This window comes from Halomonas sp. PR-M31 (assembly GCF_001039575.1).
Lineage (GTDB): Bacteria > Pseudomonadota > Gammaproteobacteria > Pseudomonadales > Halomonadaceae > Modicisalibacter.
Map to the genome: position 1 here is coordinate 36,320 of NZ_JIBT01000034.1, position 18,042 is coordinate 54,361.

Genomic DNA, 18,042 nt, shown 5'->3' on the forward strand with positions numbered 1-18,042 from the left:
TTGATCACGTCCCTGGCGCTACGCGCTGTAGCGCTAGGGTGGCCCCAAAGCCTGCTATGGAAAGAAGCGCCAGCCCCAGCATGCCGGTTGCGGCTATCAACACCGCGTCATAAAGCGCGATACCCGCGATCAGGCTGATCACCGCCTTGGGCACGTCCCCGGGGCCACGGCGGAAAAGCAGGCTAAGCGCCCAACCGCCCCACACCATATAGAGTGCCAGCAACATGATGGCCAGGTTGTCGGCAAGCATGAACCCCAGAACCAGTACCGGTACCGCCATTACCAGCAGCGGCCAGGCATTGCCGATCCTGTCGTAGGCTTCCTGCTTGGCCGCATAGGTCAGCCCCACCACATGACAGAACAGCCCTAACCCACCAATCAGCACCATCCAGCTCAATCCACCTGCTGCCAATGCCGCCGTCACATAGGTCAGCAAGCGGCAGGCCCCCATGATGATCGGTCCCCAGGCAATGCGCTTATGCAGCCAGTCATAGGCCACGATGGTTGCCGCCAGCGCCAGCCCTGCCAGACCCGCAAACAACCCCAATGTAAACATCAACAGTGAGCCGAGAGCCAGCATGCCCGACCCCAGTGCGAAGACCGTGCCTTGCGACACCTCCCCTTGGGGAATCGGACGATTGGCACGCTCTCGAGCATCGATCTCTGCATCGAAGGCATCGTTGAGATACATGCCTCCCACATAAAACAGCGATAGTGCAACCATCAGGAGCAGCAGCCCCTTGCCATCGAACGCATTGCCCGACAGAAGCCAGCCTGCCAGGCCATTGGTCCACACCGTGGGTAAATTCGATATACGCCCAAGCTTAAGCCACATGCGCCAATTCAACATGGCTGCCCTGTCAACATAACTGCTCTCTAACATAGCTGCTCTCTCAACATAACTGCCTCAACATAACTGCCTCAACATAACTGCCTCAACATAGCTACTCTCTTGATATAGCTATTCTCTTGACATAACTGACCTTGGACCCACTGCATCTCGCGAATGATGGCGTCTTCGACGCTTGCGCCCTTGAGCGCCTCGGGTAGCACATGCCAGGTATAGGTTTCGACTTCCAGATGGGGGGCGATGGGCTCGCGTCGATGCAGCGCCAGCACCTCGGTCAAAAATGATTGGGTCGTCTCGAAGCGGCCAAGGGTTTCGACGAAGATCGGCACATGGTAGTGGATGCGCCACTCTTCACCGTTTGCTTGCTCCCCACGAGCCAAGGCCTCGGGTAAATCCGCATGGCGTGTCAGCCCGTTCCGACCCGACGCAACGACCTGATGCAGGTAGGTAGGCTCGCAAAACGCCTCAAGGGCGTGCCTGGCGTCGGCATCGATTCTTGGAACTCGCAATGCCGCGCTCAGCTGAAGCTTGTGGATAGGAACACCGGCAGCGCCTAGCGCCTTGATGCTTGCCTGGGGATGTTCGAACTCTACCGCCGCATGACAAACGTCATAGCAAAGCCCCAGATTACGTGGCAACGCGCTGGCGGCTTGGCTTGCCGTCAATCCGGTCATCTCCATCAGGCGCTTTACCGCTTCGTCGCTATAGAGATAGCGATCGAAGAAGGCGATCGCTTCATCGATGGTTTCCAGAAAGCAATAGGGTTCCGGCTCGAGAGCAATCGCCACGGTGACGCCGGTGCGCTGTTCAAGCTCCACACAGTGTGCCGTCGCCTTGAGCAGATTGTCCGCCATCAGGGCTTCTGCCCCTCCCCCGAAGGCTTGAACGTCCCGGGCACCGTGCTGAGGCTGACGGTATCGCCCGGGGTCCCCAGCTCAGCCATCAGCGTCGCCAAGCCGCAGGTATAGTCAAGGCGCTCGGCGAATCGCCAATCCGGCTGATAGACTTCCTCCTTCACTCGAGTGCCGTGGAAAACACCATAGGGAAAGCCGTTGACGGTCAATGCTCGATAGCCTTGCTCTGCAAGCAGCGCCTTGAGCTCGGCTCGGGAAGAAGGCTCTTCCAATGAACGCAGTGCCTGAGCGGAAAAACGAAGCCCAACCGCAAAGGAGGTGTTTGGCGTAAGTGCCTGCTTGACCTTGCGTACCGGTCCTTGCAGCGCGACGCGGACTTCTTCCCAGGATTGAGCAGGATGAATATTGAGGCAATAGGTGAGCTGGCCGAGATTATTGGGCAGTTGCATCGCGATCCTCTCGTGCCTGGAGCCACGCAATGGACGCCATGACCAGCTTATTGTCGATGGTGTTCACCTCAATACCCTGGCCGATGCCAGACAGCAACGTTACGGTCAGCTCCCCTCCCAAATGCTCCTGAAATTCACCCAGGCCCGCGAGTATGGCGGGTTCGCCTTCTGCAGTAGCTCGATCAGCTGAGGATGGAAAGTGCGCAAGCCAAGTCCTTCCAGCAGTTCGACAATACGCAGCTCTTCGCCTTCGGGTAACAGTCCTGCAAGCACCGAGTAGCGAGCATCCAGGGCAATGCCAATCGCCACCGCCTCCCCATGATGCACCTCGTGACGAGTCATGGCCTCGAGCCTGTGAGCAGACCAGTGGCCGAAATCCAACGGGCGACCGGACCCCTGCTCAAACGGATCGCCACCGTGAGCGATCTGACGCATATGTAGCGCAGCACCACGGCGGATCATGATTTCTTCCGTTTCCGGATCAAACGCTTTCAATTGCTCGACGTTAGTCTCCATCCAATCGAAAAACTCCTCATCCCGAATGAGCGCCACCTTGACAGCTTCGGCAATACCCCCGATACGCTCGCGCCGCTCAAGAGTCTTCAAAAGGGTGAAGTCGTTGAGCACGGCCCAGGGAGGCGCAAAAGATCCCATGAAATTTTTCACGCCATTGAAGTTGATGCCGTTCTTCACCCCAACGCCGCTATCGTTTTGTGACAGCACCGTGCTGGGCACACGAATATGACGTACACCGCGGTGGGCAGTGGCCGCAGCGAACCCGATGGCATCCAGCACCGCCCCACCACCGATCGCGATGACATAGGAATGGCGATCGACCCCTAGGCGATGTATCGCTTTCTGCACAGCGATTACATGGGATGGACAAATTTTGATCTGCTCACCACCGGGCACCACCTGAGGGGCCTCGACGAGTTTCATGCGTGAGGCGTGCGCGGCAAAATAGTCCTGAATGCGTTCGACGAGATCAGGCTGGGTCTTTGCAACACCGTCATCGATGTAGATCAGACAGCGATGCTGTTTTTCTTCTTTGTGCAGGGACAGCATTTCGACCAGCAGCGGGTTCTGTTGCCTGAAAAGACCGTGAGTGAAAGCCACCGGATACTCGAAAGGCACTGAAAAACGCTGCCAGTGAATGCTTGTCAGTCGATTTCTTACAGGAATCTCTTCCTGAGTACGTAATTGCTGAGAGGGGAACCCAGCAGCAGGATTGGTAGGTGCATCTTTTAGCGTTGTTACTGAGTGCGTATGCATGAATTGCCGCCTTGCCAAAAACTGGTTATGACACAAAAACACGATTGGTAACGCAATGTTACTAATTATGGCAAATGTCTTCAGCATTAAAAAACCAGTTAAAATACATCTTAACAAGAACTAACAATCTAATAAAAATACTTTAACTATATGATTATCAGGATTTTTTTGTGCAATTTTTGTCTTTTTACTATTTGATAAACCGGCCAATTTCTCGATGTTTTGCTGAATGAGTCCTGAAAGCACGAAATAAACTTGTGCAAACAGAAAACATTGCATAGCTTGTGTATAGAAAAAATTTTTTAGTAAAAGGCTCCTGTTATGAATGTTCATGTTGAAACCATCGAAGTTGCGATGTCGCCTTGCACTCAGCCTCTGGCTGAGCGGGTTACTTTTGAGGAGTTCTCACGATGGATGGCTCAAGGTAATAACCCTATCGTCGAGATTCAGTCCATCGACATGGGTTACTATCTGGTGCGTTTTCATCATGCCCACGGGGTTAGTCAGCTGATCGATGAGGATACTTACCCACGTCGTTTCACAGGCACTCAGTGGGTAAGCCGTCTTCTAGCACCGCTAGGAGTGACCCATGGTTTACTGACCTGGCCGGAAATTACCGATGAGATGATTGGTCTGCCTGCGCAGCCAAGCGATCCAAATGACGTGCTTGCCCATGGTACGCGGGTAGCTTTTCAAACACGTTGATATCATCTGTCTGAGATCGCAAACATGGTTGTTCGCTTTTGAATCGACAACCGTTGTATCTCAACCCGTAAAACAATGAGAAAACCACACAACAATAGAATGCGTGAACTGCGCCACAATGCACTGTCCTACAGTATTGATTCTCGATAGATATCGTTTGATCATTCATCGGATAACAGCTTTGAAGGAGTAGCGCCTCGTGTCATTGCTTGACCAGTTAGCAGAGGCTCATATTCAGAAAGCCATTGAGAACGGTGAGCTGGATCATTTGCCCGGTAAGGGAAAACCGTTGCAGCTTGATGATGACAGCATGATTCCTCCAGAGTTGCGAGCCGGTTATCGGCTATTGAAGAATTCAGGCTTCTTGCCACCGCAATTAGAGCTGGCCCGGGAAATAAGAGAGGTAGAAAGCTTGATCCTACGTATGGATCACGGCGAAGAGCGTGAAAAAGCTTGCGTTCGTCTCAGTTTGCTACGCACCCGCCTGCAGCAGCGCGGCCATGATTTGAGCCCCTTGCTAAAGCGTGGCGATTATCATGACAAGCTAATCCAACAATGGGACAAGGAGGACTAACCACGCAAACAGCGCGCGTAAACCCGAATCATACGCGCTGACTTACGTTATTAAGCGTATTCGAAAATACAACACAGCTTAATAACGAAGAAATGAGATTAATCACTATGCAATTATCTATTCCCTTGTTTAGAGAGTATTTACAAAAGTCACAAGCGACGATTAGGCAAGGCGAAATCAGTCGAAAAAAGGACCGGGCTTGCGTACGAGTTTACGTGCTGTAAATGAGCATTTCGACCGGGCTGGCGCACCAGACTGATTTCAACACAGCATGGTCGAGCGCAGTAATTTGTAAACACTCTCTTAACGATAGTCTAACCTTGGTAACACCTGTTTATTGAACAACCCTCCTGAGCAGCGCATCATAATAAAAAGGAGAAGTACTTAATACAGGGATTAGTATGTTCGGCAATCCACGCTTGTTTTACGCTGCGTTCGTTGTTCTTACCTTGATTATTGGCTTGGCGCTGGCGCTCTGGGCTCCTGCCTGGCTATGGTTGTGGCTGATTCTGCCGGCACTGGCAATAGTCGGCGCCCGAGATTTGCGCTCACGACACAATGTGCTGCGCAACTACCCGGTCGTCGGTCATCTACGCTACATGCTTGAATTCCTGCGCCCACAGGTGCGTCAGTACTTCTTCGAATCCAACACCAGCGGCCGACCGTTCAGCCGAGAGCAGCGCGACCTGATCAACGCCCGCGCCGACGGCGGCTCGGATACGTCGCCCTTCGGTACGCGTCGCGACGTGGAAAGCGCAGGGTACGATTTCATTCAGCATTCCATGTCTCCTAAGAGCGTCGATAAGCGCTACGCTCGCATCACTGTTGGCGGCCCTCAGTGTACGGTCCCTTACGACTCCTCTCGTTTGAACATTTCCGCCATGAGCTTCGGTTCGCTGTCCGGCAATGCGGTCGCGGCCATGAACAAAGGCGCAAGGCTCGGCAACTTCGCTCAGGACACCGGCGAAGGCGCTATCAGCCCTTACCATCGCGAACACGGTGGCGACATTATCTGGGAAATCGCCAGCGCCTATTTTGGCTGTCGCAACAAAGACGGCTCCTTCAATCCGGAAGAGTTCGAGAAAAAGGCGCGCACCGAGCAAGTCAAGATGATCGAGATCAAGATCTCTCAGGGCGCCAAACCCGGCCACGGCGGCCTGCTGCCCGGGTCCAAGGTCAACAAGGAGATCGCCGAGACCCGTCAGATCGAAGTCGGTCAGGACTGCGCCTCTCCCGCCTCGCATCCGGAGTTCGACACCCCCACGGAGCTGCTTGAATTCTTAGATTGCCTGCGCAAGCTGTGCGGTGGCAAGCCGGTAGGCTTCAAGCTGTGCCTGGGCAGGCGTTCGGAGTTCATGGGCGTCTGCAAGGCAATGCTGGACACCGGTATCTTGCCGGACTTCATCACCGTCGATGGCGCGGAAGGCGGCACCGGGGCGGCGCCCGCCGAGTTTTCCGACTTTATCGGCACTTATATCAACGACGCGCTGCCCTTCGTGCACAATTGCCTGGTCGGTATCGGCAAGCGTGACGACATCGTCGTGATTGCCAGCGGCAAGGTGGCCTTCGGTTTCGATATGGTGGAAAAGATTGCCCTTGGCGCGGACATGTGCAATTCGGCGCGCGGTTTCATGTTTTCCGTGGGCTGCATTCAGGCGCTGCGCTGTCATACCAACACCTGCCCTACCGGGGTCACCACCCAGGACCCGGCGCGAACCAAGTCCCTGGTGGTCGACGACAAGGCGGAGCGGGTGCGCAACTATCACGATGCCACGGTGCAGTCCTTCCTCGACATTACCGGCACCCTGGGCCTCGAGAGTCCTGATCAACTTACCCCGGAGCACGTCTTTCATCGCCTGATGCCCGGGCCGGCGCAATCCTATGCCGCTATGCATCCCAAGGTCGAGGTGGGAGATTTTCTGCGAGACGTCATCCCCAAGACCTACGCTCAGGACTGGCAGCAGGCGGATGCGCGTCGTTTTTGAAAGAGCGGCTGCTGTTTTGTACGACAGATCGTTTCCAAGCGCTGAGCCGACAAAACAGTCTTCAAATGTAGGGAAGTTTCATCGACCTGGACGTCAGCCTCATGAAAGCACGCATTTCATTGGCAAAGTATTGCTTACTGACAGCACTTTTGCTGCTGCTGAGCGCTTGCAGCGGCGAGCATGGTTTTCTCTCACCGGCGGGCCCGATTGCTCAGGCTCAACGGAATCATTTCCTTTCCATCATCGCTTGGATGATGGTAGTCATCGTGCCGCTGTTCGTGGCAGTGCCCATCGTGCTGTGGAAATACCGCCTCGGCGGCTCTTCTTCCACCTATCGTCCCAACTGGGCCTCCTCATGGATTTTTGAGGTGCTGATATGGGGCATTCCGCTTATCGTCGTCAGCGCGCTGAGCTGGAATTTGTGGATGCAGTCCCATGCTCTTGATCCCTACAGGCCTATCAAGAGTGACAACCCCACGCTCAACGTTCAGGTGGTCAGCCTGGACTGGAAGTGGCTTTTCATCTACCCAGACCAGCGAGTCGCGGCGGTCAACGAGCTGGTGCTGCCCGTGGATCGTCCGGTGCGCTTTCGCCTGACCAGCGAAACGGTCATGCAGTCCTTCATGATTCCGCGACTGGGCAGCCAGATCTATACCATGCCCGGCATGGTGACGGAGCTAAACCTGCTAGCGGACAGGACCGGCACCTTTCGCGGCCAGAACACCCAGTACAACGGCGAGGGGTTTCCCAAGCAGAAGTTCGATGCAAAGGTCATGGACGCGCAAGACTTCGATGACTGGATCGCGCAGACGCGCCGATCCAGCCCTCCTCTGGACATGAGCGCCTACGAACAGCTCGCCAAGCGCTCGGTGCTGCCGTCGCCGCTATTATTCGGCGCCGTACCGGACAGATTGTTCGAGCGCGTCGTCTCGAGTACCAAGGGCGAGACTGAACTTACGCTGGGCAGCGCAGCCCCCACAAGCACACAAGGAGAGTGAGCCGGTGGCCGACGACGTATTCAATCCATTCTGGCTGGGCAAGCTCGGCATCGAGTCGTTGCCCTTCGTTGGGCTGATAAAAGACCCTAACATCAACAGCGTGATCTCCGCGGGGGCAGCGAGCATGGCTGTCGCCGGCGCCCTGGCGGTATTGATACTGCTGACCTGGTTCGGCAAGTGGGGCACTTTCTGGCGCGACTGGCTGACTAGCCTTGACGCCAAGAAAATCGGCGTCATGTACATCGTCATCGCCCTGGTCATGTTGCTGCGGGCGGTCATCGAGGCCGGCGTCATGCGCTCGCAGCAGGCGGTGGCGGTGAATGACCCCGGCATATTGTCGCCGCAGCATTTCGGTGAGCTGTTCAGCACCCACGGCACCATCATGATCTTCTTCATGGCCATGCCCTTTCTGACCGGCGTCATCAACATCGTGGTGCCGCTTCAGATCGGTGCCCGGGACGTGCGCTTTCCCTTGCTCAACGCCATCAGCCTGATGCTGACCGCCGCCGGCGCCATCCTGATCATGATTTCGCTTGTCATCGGCGAATTCTCCACCGGCGGCTGGAGCGGCTACCCGCCCTTCACGGGGCTTGCCTTCAACCCCGGAGTGGGCCCGGATTACTGGATCTGGGCGGTGACGCTGAGCTCCATCGCCTCCACCCTGTCTGGGCTCAATTTCGCCGTGACCATCTACAAGCTGCGCGCACCGGGCATGAGCTGGTTTCGCATGCCGCTATTCACCTGGACGGCACTGTGCACCAGTATCCTGATGATATTCGCCATGATGCCGCTAACGGTAGCCACCGGCATGCTGGCCCTTGATCGCTACGCTGGCTTCCATTTCTTCACCAATGATGCCGGCGGCAACATGATGAACTACGCCAATCTGTTCTGGCTCTTTGGCCACCCGGAGGTCTATATCGTCATCCTTCCGCCTTCGGCGTGTTCTCCGAGGTGTTTTCCACCTTTTCCGGCAAACGCCTCTACGGCTACAAATCTCTGGTCTTTGCCACCATGGCCATTGCCGTGCTCTCGTTTTGCGTGTGGGTTCACCACTTCTTCACCATGGGTCAGACCCCCAATCTGAACGCGGCCTTCGGCATTGCCACCATGCTGATCGGTGTGCCCACCGGGGTGAAGGTCTACGACTGGCTGCTGACCATGGTGCGCGGGCGCGTGCGCCTGACCACCTCGACGCTCTTTTCTCTGATGTTCATGATCACCTTCGTCATAGGCGGCATGACCGGCGTCATCCTGGCCAACCCGCCGGTGGACTTCAATGTTCACAACTCCCTGTTTCTAGTGGCGCATTTTCACAACATGCTGATTCCAGGCACGCTGTTCGGCATGTTTGCCGCCTACTACTACTGGTTTCCCAAGGTGTTCGGTTTCCGTTTATCGGAAAGATGGGGGCGCATCTCATTCTGGTGCTGGTCCTTTGGTTTCTATCTTGCCTTCATGCCACTCTACGCGCTAGGCCTGATGGGCGCCGCCCGCCGCACCCAGGAGTGGTTCGAGCCTGCTTTCGAACCCTGGCTAATCGCGGCCCTGCTCGGCGCCGGTCTGGTGCTGCTGGGGGTGGCAAGCATGATCGTTCAGCTCTGGGTGAGCATTCGCGATCGGGACAGCACCCGGGTTCCCGGCGGCGACCCCTGGGACGGGCGCACCCTGGAATGGTCCGTGAGTGCACCGCCGCCGGAATACAACTTCGCCGTGGTGCCCAAGGTCAATGATCGCGATGCCTTTACCTGGATGAAGCAGCACGGTCTTGCCTATCAAATGCCGGCGCCCCAGGAGTACGAGGATATTCACATTCCCAAAAACAGTGTGGTGGCACCGATCATCGGCGCGGCCAGCGTGGCGCTAGGCTTTGCCCTGACCTGGCACATCTGGTGGCTGACCATTGCCTCTTTCGTGGCGATCTGGGCGGCGGTCATCGCCCGCAGCTTCTGCAGTGACACCGAGCAGCGGATTCCCGCCAGTCAGGTGCGCGAGGAGCACGAGCAGTGGCTGCGCGAAGTCAGCGCCTTGCCCAAGACCCCGCGTGAACAGGAAACCACCGCCGGCAATCTGGGTCTGGCTGAGGAGTTTGCATGAGTTCTCGTCATCCGGGGATCAATCTCGGTGATACCGACCCCGCCACCCACCAGGTGGCCGAATCCGTGGTGTTCGGCTTCTGGATCTTTCTGATGAGCGACCTGGTGCTGTTTGCGCTGCTGTTCGCGACCTACGCGGCCACCAGTCAGCACGGCCTCGCCGGCGGCCCGACGCCCTCGGACATATTCGACCTCAAATCGCCCTTCATCGAGACGATGTTACTGCTGGTCAGCAGCTTCACCTTTGGCATGGCGTCTTTGGCCTTGAAATATCGCCAGGATCGCGGCCGTCTCCTGCTTTGGCTGCTGGTGACCTTTGCCCTGGGGGCAGGGTTTGTCGCCATGGAGATCAACGACTTCGTGAGAATGGCAGGCGACGGCCAGACGCCGCAGCAAAGCGCCTATTTGTCGAGTTTCTTCGCCCTCGTCGGCACCCACGGATTGCACGTGAGCGCCGGGCTGATCTGGCTTGTGATCATGGTGATTCAACTCTTCGTCTTTGGCCTCACCCAGCAGGTCAAGATGCGCCTGATGCGCCTTGCCATCTTCTGGCACATGCTTGATGTGGTGTGGGTCTGCATCTTTACCTTCGTCTACTTGTTTGGAGTATCGCAATGAGTCACCAGGGGCTGCCCATAAGCGAAGATGAGACCCTCAAGGGCGAATTTCGCGACTACTGCATTGGAGGCGTGCTCGCCCTGCTGCTGACGATGCTGGCCTTTGCTCTGGTTGCCTGGAACATATTCGAGTCCTGGAACCGTCTGATCTCGCTTTCTCTGCTGGCCATAATTCAGGTCATCGTGCACTTTCGCTATTTCCTGCATATCGATTTGAGAAAATCGCACCGAGACGAGCTGCAGCTGATTCTCTTTACCGGTTTGATTCTTTTCCTGATGGCCGGGGGTACGGTTTGGATATTATGGAACCTGCACTTTCGTATGCTGTAAGAGGATGTTTGCAAAAACCCATTCCTGGTAGGAGTGATACATGGTTAAACGACTGTTGATCGTGGCTCATGCGCCCTCGCCTAACACCTTGGCACTGCGCGAGGCGGCAGAACGCGGCGCGAGCCATTCCGACATTGAAAACGTCAAGGTGACGGTAAAGGCGCCCCTGGAAGCAGGCCCCGATGATGTCCTGAACTGCGATGCCATCCTGCTCGGTACCACCGAAAACCTGGGCTACATGAGTGGCGCGCTAAAGGATTTCTTCGATCGCAGCTACTATCCGGTGCTGGAAGAAAAGCGGGGGCTGCCCTGCGCGCTTTATATCCGTGCCGGATTGGATGGCACCGGTACTCGGCGGTCGGTGGAAAGCATCGTTACCGGACTGCGCTAGGAACCGCTGACATTGCGCGGCGAGTGGCAGGAAGTCTTCGTTGATCAGGTCGAGGAACTGGGTTTGACCATGGCCGCTGCCTTGGACAGCGGCATGATCTGATCGGAGGTGGATTTACAGGCCTGCGCCGGAACCCCCCATTACTCCATTGCGCAGCGACTGGGCCTTGTTCAATGAAGTGACAGCGTCCTCGGGAGAACCCGCCACCTCGCGCAGCGCACTCATCGACCCCAACAGCGCCGAGGCTTCGTAAGGTACGAGCACCTTTTCCCCCTCCTTCGCGATATTAGGCAGCGTCTTGATGTAGCTCTGGCCCAGCAGATAACCGATAACGGAACGCTTGTTCTCATCGGACTGACCGAGCGCCTCGAGTACCAGCGCGATCGAGCGCTTCTCCCCTTCGGCCCGCAGGATAGCTGATTCCTTGTCGCCCTGGGCGTTGAGAATGGCAGATTCACGTTGGCCCTGGGCCTTGGCGATCGCCGCTGACTTCTCGCCTTCTGCTTCCGTCACGGTGGCGCGTCGCTTACGTTCGGCGGCCATTTGCAGTCGCATGGCCTCTTCCACTTCCTCAGGCATGGAAATATCCTGCACCTCGACCCGGGAAATCTTCACTCCCCACTTGGAGGCGGGTTCCTCAAGCTCCGCCTGAATGGCGCTGTTGACCTCGGCACGGGACTCGAAAAGCTTGTCGAGTTCCATCTTGCCCACCACAGAACGCAAAGTGGTCTTGGCCAGCACCTCGACGGCCTGACTCATGTTTTCGACCTCATAAACCGCCCGTTTGGGGTCGATGACCTGGAAATAGAGGCGCCATTGATTCGCACCGTCACGTTGTCCGTGGTCACCACCGGCTGGCCGGGAAAGTCCATCACCGTTTCACGCCGATCGATACGCGTTTCTTCGCTGGTAATGGGAAAGTACTCATCGCCTTGGCGACGATACCGGATCATGGTGATTGGGCGCGCCTGCTCGATGAAAGGAATGATGAGATTGATGCCGCTTTCCAGCGTCCGATGATAAGAGCCTAGACGTTCGATCACCATGACTTCGGATTGGCGAACGACGACCAACCCTTTGACCAGCATGAGGATAGCAATGGCCGCTAGAATGACGGCCAGAATCAGGCCTGGAGAGATTCCCATATCCATGTAGATTTTCCTAAGATAGTGTAATTGAAAAGCGTTACTTCACGGCGGGTTTGACGACAGCCACTGTGCCTTCAAAACGCAGCAGCACGACTCGAATATTTTCTTCAGGGTCACTTTCATCCTCAAAGCGGGCGCGATAAAGATCGCCATTGATCTTGACGCTGATCGCCTGATCGAAATCTCGTCGCGTGGTAAAAAAGTATTGACCGACCTCAGCCCCGGAACCGGTCGTACCGTAGCGCACACCCTTTGGAGAAAAGTGGGGGCGGATGAGGCGAATGACGATGGGAATGAGCACCCCTGCCAATAGCGCCAATACGATGGCTTGTATCGTGAAGCCGAATCCGAGATATGCCACCACCCCGGCACCGGCTGCGGCGAACGCTAGCGCCAGCAATACCAGCGCTCCGGAGGTAAGTTCCAGCAGTCCCAATATCAATGCTAATGCCAGCCAGCTATGTGCCACGGTCCATTGCATCCTGTGCTCTCTTTATTACGGCCACGTTGAATCCTATGATATCGGCAAGATGCCTACTCGACTTAAGCAGACTCGCGCAAGGACAGCACCTTGATCACGACAGCGATCCTGAACCTTCTTACAGCATATCGCCTGCTGCATTCATCCCAACCCCCACCAGACTGACGCTGTCACTCATTGGAACATCATCGTCACTGGCTGAGAGTCCCCCATCGAAAACTGCTTCGACGCCTTCGACAACGAACATGTTGTCGTTGTAGTCGTAGTTGATGCCGGTGTAATCCATGACCCCTAGATAGGTATTGGGAATCACGTTGCCGTCCGCCTCCAGGGCCTGAAACATCCTCACGGTATAGCCGCGCTCGATGCCTTCTGCATCAGCCGGTACCGTGCCGCCGCCAGAAGGGTTGAGAGCGGGGTCCGTGGACAGGTTGGCAACTTCGATACCGAAGATGTCGTTGCCAAGCCAGCTTTTGGGAATCTGCTCCCGGGTGATCGTCGCCGTGGCAAACTGACCGTCGTTCTTTGTGGGTAAAAGGGACTGGTTGTTGTCGCCGGCATGCTTGGACAGGATGATGTCGGCATTCTTGTTGCCGGGATTGTGAATCCCCAGGGTCGCCCCGCCGTCACCATGGAAAGCGGCAATCTGAGTGATCTTGGCGGACTCGGAGCCGTCCGCAATCTTCCAGTAGCGCGACAGCACTTCATCGTCGTTGACGGGGCGATACAGATCGAAGTCGTCGAGTACCGATCTCTGCCCGCCACCCTGGGTGCTCAACCCTTCGATCGCGTTGCCGAAACCGAAGACCTCCCATACTTCGTTGATATTGGGCTCCCAACCCCCTTCGTCCCGGGCCTGCCAGAAGCCCGCCAGTTGCACCTCGGCAACCGGTGTATCCGCGTCATTGGTAACCAATCGCAATGCACCCCCGAAGACGCCATCATCCGCATTGTTAGTCGGCGGCGTATAGACGTCGCGATCGAAAAGAATCTCGACCGTGACAGACTCCCCTGCTTCCAGGGTCAAATCGTTGAAGATATCCGGTTCTGTCAGCGCAAAGGGCCCGGTCAGATTCGCCTCGATGACCGATAGCTCCTCGATGCCTGTATTGCTGATCACGACGCTACCGCCCTCCTTGAAGTCGCGGTCCGGATTCGAGGCGCTATTGTTCTCCAGGTAGTTGAACTGCAGTCGATCGGGAAAATAGGCCGCATCGTTGCTCAGGATGGCAATCTGCGCATTCGAATCGTCCGGTGTGGTGTCCTGGGGCTGCTGGAGGATTTGCAGCTGATCGATGTTGGGTCCGGTTGCCGCAACGGCCTGAAAGCGTACCGTATTGAGCCCCGAGACCAGTTCCGCCGGAATATTCAGCGTCTGCCAGATATTCCAGGCGTCGTCGTCAATTGTTTCGCTGGGCGGGGTGAAGGCAAAGGTGCCGATACTGGCACCATTGACGAACACTTCCAGCGGACGACGTGCGTCCGAGCCATTGGCGTAGCGTACCTGCAGCACCGACTCGCCGGCCTGATCGCCAGACAGCTCAAAGCCAAAGGTCAAAAAGTCCGCATTGGTAAAGCCAAAGTCTGCGTAGCCCCCGGCGATACTGTCCGTATCATCGGTATTGCCATCGACGCCAAAAGACCCTGGGCGCAGACCGGTAGGCTGCAGCGACAGGCTCGACTCCGGGTTGGCCAGGGTACGAATTTCGATCTGCGCCTCCGCGCTATTGGCTATCGTGACCGAGGTGCCATCATCAGGAATATTGCCCTCGGCCTGGATGGTCAGAACCGGAACAAGCTCGCCATTATCGTCATCACCCGGCCCGTCGATCACGCGGCCCGGGGTCGGATCGAGACGCACGACCTGGCTCTGGCCATTGCTACGATTCAGCGTCAAGAGATAAAGCTGGCCGGTCGCCGGGTTCTCGATGATATCCAGCGGATCGATATAGCTGATCACGTTACCCTCCATATCCCGCAGCACGTCATCACCAATGACGTTGCCATCGGCATCGAGGGTGATCGAACGAATGTCGTCGCCACCGGAGTACTCGGCGAACAACAGGTTACCTTGCAGGTTGCCGCCGAATACGCCGCTTGTGTATTCCGTCGCGCCATTGGGTGAGCGGTTCTCGCCTAGGGAGTAGGCTTCCTCGATGCGATAGTTGGCGTCCGGCTCTATCCCTGCCGGGTACCTGTCTACCTGGTTGATGTCGTTATCCGGCGTCGGGTTGCCGCCGTTGAGAATGTATTCGCCCCGCAGCTTGTTCGGGTGCCCGTAATAACCGCCTTCCTGAACCTTGAACAGGTAGTCGTCCTGCTTTTCGACGCCTTCAAAAAACTCGTTTTCAGGCGTGGCGGGATCGTCCGGCGTGTTACCGCCTGCGGCGGAACCGTTGGTGGGCACGTAAAGCGATCCATTGGAGTGCCAGACCAGATCGTAGGCGTTGCGCGTACCAGTGGCGAAGAGCTTGACCACCGCATCGTCGGTGAACGGGTCGTAGAAGCGCTCGAGGATATTGCCGGCGCCGTCCTGCACTGTGGCGGTGCCATTTTCGGCAAAGACCAGGAACTGGCCGTTATCCATAGGAATAGGCCCATTCTTGGGATAACCATCGGGATCATCGAAGCGGCGATTGAGCCCATCGCTGGGTAATGGCTCCGTGGAGACATCGAAGCCCGCTTCCGGTGCGTTTCGCGTAGGGTCGATCTCCATGACCGAGGCGTTCAGCAAGCGTTCCGGCCGTTCGCCCCAGGCACTATCCGGCTCGCCCATGGCGGTATTGGAGCCCTGGATCAAGTACAGCAGATGCGACGGCTCTTCCGGGTTGATCGCGGCGTCATAATCCGGATTGGCTCGGAACTCAAGGCTATTGGTGACGTGATCACCGTTCGAGCGCGGCAGTCCGGTGATATAGGTTTCCGCCGTGCCGGCAAACTCGCCACCTTCTTCAAGCGTAATCTTGCTTACGCGCCCGCTGAAATCCGGCACGCCATTGTCTCGACCGGTAAGTGGAATGGGATAGTTGTCGCTGACCCAGAGGACGTTGGAATCTCTGGGGTCGAAGGCAAGTCCTATGATGCCGCGGTTCTGCTCCACGCCCGGCTGATCGAAGTAGTCCAACGACAGGACCTGCTCGTTGGACAACCCACCGGTGATCGGATCCACATCGTAACGCTTGATATCTCCGGTGATGGTGGCGATATACATCTTCGAGCCGTCCGGCGAGATCTCCAGGGAAGTGAAACCAAAGGCCCTATCCATCGCCCCATTGAGTTCCACGACATCCTTGAAAGCCACTTCCCTCGCCATTGCATCCCGCGATGCACCGGTGACGAAGGTATTGGTGAATTTCTGGAATTCCCGGGTTGGCGCGCCTGGATTGTCGTTATCGCCACGATCCTTGAAGCCGTCGATTGTCAGCGTGTAGCTGGTGAATTTCTTGAGTCCGCCGATGGGCGAGACGGTCAAGGAATCGAAGCCTCCAGTGGTATTGACGCTGAATGTCACCTCTTCCCCACTGAGGGTCTCGAACAACCGCACCGAGCCATCCTGCAAGCTTTCCAACAGCGCCCCTCCACGGCCATCCACCACGGAGATACCCACGAAAATATCCGAGTTCGGATCGACTCCTACCGGTGCGCTGCCATCCTGAGGATCGAAATCCACCGCGATCTCATTCGCACCTACCCCCGCGATCGCCCTTGGGTCGATAAAGAAGGCATAGTCTTGCGGCGCATTGCGGTCATCTTCAGGAGTGAGATCCGGCAACGCCTGAATTTCCAGGTACTGAATCTCGGTATTAACGCTATTTGCGCCAATGGAATCGAGGGTCAAGCGACCATCGGTGACCTGTACGACTTTGGTCACCAAGTCGGAGCGAAAGCCTTGGGTATCGTCGGATGGATTGTTATCCGCTGGGAAATCATCTGGCCGAAACGGCGTGAACGGATCATTGAACGGCGCGTCTTCGGCATTGAGCACGTAATTGCTGTCAAACGGCCCGGAGGTATCGCCGATCGAGGCGGTGAGCTCATAAAAGCCGTTTCCAAGCTCGATCTCCCAACCGGCTTTCTCGACGTAGCTTGGCAGCGCAAAGGGCGCATAGGTGCCCTGCCGCGGATCGAGCCCGGTAATGTCGTCGGTGCGATCATTGACGGCGACGCTTGACTGATCATTGATGGCCAAGGGCGTGGTGCCGTTGTCAGTTCCATCGGCAATCGACGCTTCGCTGACCCAACCGTACTGGTAAACCTGGCCATCGACTTCAATGGACTGCTCGCCAAAGGCCAGGCCGGTATCCGCCACATAGCCGTTCGGCGTAGCAACGTCATCCGGCTGGAAGTTGACCTTGACCTTGAAGCGCTCACCGGGTTCAGATATCGGCTCTTCGGGTGGTGACGTTATATTTCGACTGACCGACAATCTGTCGATGTTAGGGCCGTTATCACTTAGGTTCTGCAGGCGAAGAGTGTTGCTACCGGCGGCAAGTTCGAGATCGATGGTCGCGTCGGTCCAGTTCAGCCAGCCTGCGTCACCCGCACCGGTTCCAGGAAAAACCATCGTGCCTTGGGAAGCACCGCCCACCAGGATATCCATCGGACGATCGACCTGAGCCTTGGCCCCATTGGCATAGCGTACGCTCAGGGTATAAGTACCCGCTTCTTCGACGCTGACATTAAATAAAGCCGCATCGCCGATATCAATCCCCATATCCAGATAGCCGTTACCGGTGTAGCCGTCCCAGAGACCATCAGCACCAGTGCCAGGGTTGCTTTCCGGATTGCGGGCATCGCGTACCACGGTATCCGGGTTTTCCTCGTTTTCCTCGATAGTCAGCGCTTCACCCTGAATCTCGACTAAAAACAGGGCTTCGATGGTTTTGTCATTTTCGGCAAGCGGCCCGGTACCCGCCTTTGCCACGCTGGCATCTACATTGATCGCATCAGCCACCGTGTCACCAAAATCGACGACACTATCTTTGTTCTCTTCCAGACTGTTTACTCGCACACCAGTCGATGTATCGATGCGTGAAATGGAAACCATCAGCTACCTCACGGAATCTATTTTTTATAAAACGCTTTTATATGCCGCTTGCCGTGGAGGCTCGGGCAGTATCGTTGCTATTTTGATCAATGAGCATGAATCCTATGATGGCTCTTAATAATATTTAGAATTCAGTTTCTTAAGAAAAACCAATCACTAAAATAAAACCAGTCACATAAAAATATTTGCAGCGTCATCGCTCAAGTTACTAATATTTTTGTATTAAATTCTTAATAATAATGTTT

12 protein-coding genes and 3 pseudogenes are annotated in these 18,042 nt (G+C 56.2%); 8 read left to right on the top strand and 7 right to left on the bottom strand.

All coding sequences use genetic code 11. The features are described from left to right. Positions 1-4: 4 nt before the first annotated feature. The 4 genes from CH74_RS10335 to CH74_RS10345 all read right to left on the bottom strand — a co-directional run bounded on the left by CH74_RS10335 (position 5) and on the right by CH74_RS10345 (position 3,425). Positions 5-835: a UbiA family prenyltransferase gene (locus CH74_RS10335; RefSeq protein WP_048307380.1), complete on the bottom strand. Its 831-nt coding sequence runs from the start codon at positions 833-835 to the stop codon at positions 5-7. Positions 836-921: 86 nt separating this feature from the next. Then, entirely contained in the window at positions 922-1,704 is a 783-nt protein-coding gene (gene eboE / locus CH74_RS18985) for a metabolite traffic protein EboE (protein WP_216594747.1), read from the bottom strand. After that, positions 1,704-2,153 carry a hypothetical protein gene (locus CH74_RS18990; protein ID WP_216594748.1) on the bottom strand — a complete coding sequence of 150 codons (450 nt, stop codon included), beginning with the start codon at positions 2,151-2,153 and terminating at the stop codon, positions 1,704-1,706. The genes eboE and CH74_RS18990 overlap by 1 nt, the downstream gene beginning before the upstream one ends. Positions 2,154-2,258: 105 nt before the next feature. Beyond that, the gene (locus CH74_RS10345; RefSeq protein WP_216594749.1) at positions 2,259-3,425 is read right to left on the bottom strand and encodes a 3-dehydroquinate synthase; all 1,167 of its coding nucleotides are present in this window, start codon (positions 3,423-3,425) and stop codon (positions 2,259-2,261) included. 414 nt (positions 3,426-3,839) lie between these two features. Between CH74_RS10345 and CH74_RS10350 the strand changes: the two genes are divergently transcribed. From CH74_RS10350 to CH74_RS10385, 8 genes and pseudogenes are all read left to right on the top strand, one after another. Beyond that, complete coding sequence (locus CH74_RS10350; protein ID WP_156181475.1) at positions 3,840-4,130, top strand: DUF6482 family protein; 291 nt, start codon at positions 3,840-3,842, stop codon at positions 4,128-4,130. 199 nt (positions 4,131-4,329) lie between these two features. Beyond that, positions 4,330-4,704 (top strand): DnaJ family domain-containing protein, encoded by a 375-nt coding sequence (locus CH74_RS10355; protein ID WP_048307381.1) that lies wholly within the window; start codon positions 4,330-4,332, stop codon positions 4,702-4,704. Positions 4,705-5,105: 401 nt separating this feature from the next. Further along, positions 5,106-6,689 carry an FMN-binding glutamate synthase family protein gene (locus CH74_RS10360; protein WP_048307382.1) on the top strand — a complete coding sequence of 528 codons (1,584 nt, stop codon included), beginning with the start codon at positions 5,106-5,108 and terminating at the stop codon, positions 6,687-6,689. A gap of 101 nt (positions 6,690-6,790) precedes the next feature. Then, positions 6,791-7,687, top strand: a complete 897-nt coding sequence (locus CH74_RS10365) for a COX aromatic rich motif-containing protein (protein WP_048307384.1) — start codon at positions 6,791-6,793, stop codon at positions 7,685-7,687. Between the two features lie 259 nt (positions 7,688-7,946). Next, positions 7,947-9,784 (top strand): annotated as a pseudogene (locus tag CH74_RS10370) (cbb3-type cytochrome c oxidase subunit I). Beyond that, complete coding sequence (gene cyoC / locus CH74_RS10375; protein WP_048307385.1) at positions 9,781-10,401, top strand: cytochrome o ubiquinol oxidase subunit III; 621 nt, start codon at positions 9,781-9,783, stop codon at positions 10,399-10,401. Before CH74_RS10370 ends, cyoC begins: the two are co-directional and overlap by 4 nt. Continuing rightward, positions 10,398-10,730, top strand: coding sequence for a cytochrome o ubiquinol oxidase subunit IV (gene cyoD, locus CH74_RS10380; RefSeq protein ID WP_048307386.1), 333 nt, complete (start codon positions 10,398-10,400; stop codon positions 10,728-10,730). The genes cyoC and cyoD overlap by 4 nt, the downstream gene beginning before the upstream one ends. A gap of 40 nt (positions 10,731-10,770) precedes the next feature. Next, a pseudogene (locus CH74_RS10385) lies at positions 10,771-11,223 on the top strand (flavodoxin family protein). Positions 11,224-11,235: 12 nt separating this feature from the next. Here CH74_RS10385 and CH74_RS10390 read toward each other — a convergent pair. The 3 genes and pseudogenes from CH74_RS10390 to CH74_RS10400 form a co-directional block, all read right to left on the bottom strand. Further along, positions 11,236-12,272, bottom strand: a pseudogene (locus CH74_RS10390) (SPFH domain-containing protein). Between the two features lie 34 nt (positions 12,273-12,306). Further along, the gene (locus tag CH74_RS10395; RefSeq protein ID WP_048307387.1) at positions 12,307-12,750 is read right to left on the bottom strand and encodes an NfeD family protein; all 444 of its coding nucleotides are present in this window, start codon (positions 12,748-12,750) and stop codon (positions 12,307-12,309) included. Between the two features lie 118 nt (positions 12,751-12,868). Next, entirely contained in the window at positions 12,869-17,797 is a 4,929-nt protein-coding gene (locus CH74_RS10400) for a carbohydrate-binding protein (protein ID WP_053070716.1), read from the bottom strand. Between the last annotated feature and the right edge of the window lie 245 nt (positions 17,798-18,042).

Coding starts and splice junctions, on each gene's coding strand:
- CH74_RS10350 (WP_156181475.1), top strand. CDS start 3,840: ATGGCTCAAGGTAATAACCCTATCGTCGAGATTCAGTCCATCGACATG.
- CH74_RS10335 (WP_048307380.1), bottom strand. CDS start 835: ATGTGGCTTAAGCTTGGGCGTATATCGAATTTACCCACGGTGTGGACC.
- CH74_RS10365 (WP_048307384.1), top strand. CDS start 6,791: ATGAAAGCACGCATTTCATTGGCAAAGTATTGCTTACTGACAGCACTT.
- CH74_RS10400 (WP_053070716.1), bottom strand. CDS start 17,797: ATGGTTTCCATTTCACGCATCGATACATCGACTGGTGTGCGAGTAAAC.
- CH74_RS10360 (WP_048307382.1), top strand. CDS start 5,106: ATGTTCGGCAATCCACGCTTGTTTTACGCTGCGTTCGTTGTTCTTACC.
- CH74_RS10395 (WP_048307387.1), bottom strand. CDS start 12,750: ATGCAATGGACCGTGGCACATAGCTGGCTGGCATTAGCATTGATATTG.
- eboE (WP_216594747.1), bottom strand. CDS start 1,704: ATGGCGGACAATCTGCTCAAGGCGACGGCACACTGTGTGGAGCTTGAA.
- cyoD (WP_048307386.1), top strand. CDS start 10,398: ATGAGTCACCAGGGGCTGCCCATAAGCGAAGATGAGACCCTCAAGGGC.
- CH74_RS10345 (WP_216594749.1), bottom strand. CDS start 3,425: ATGCATACGCACTCAGTAACAACGCTAAAAGATGCACCTACCAATCCT.
- CH74_RS18990 (WP_216594748.1), bottom strand. CDS start 2,153: ATGCAACTGCCCAATAATCTCGGCCAGCTCACCTATTGCCTCAATATT.
- cyoC (WP_048307385.1), top strand. CDS start 9,781: ATGAGTTCTCGTCATCCGGGGATCAATCTCGGTGATACCGACCCCGCC.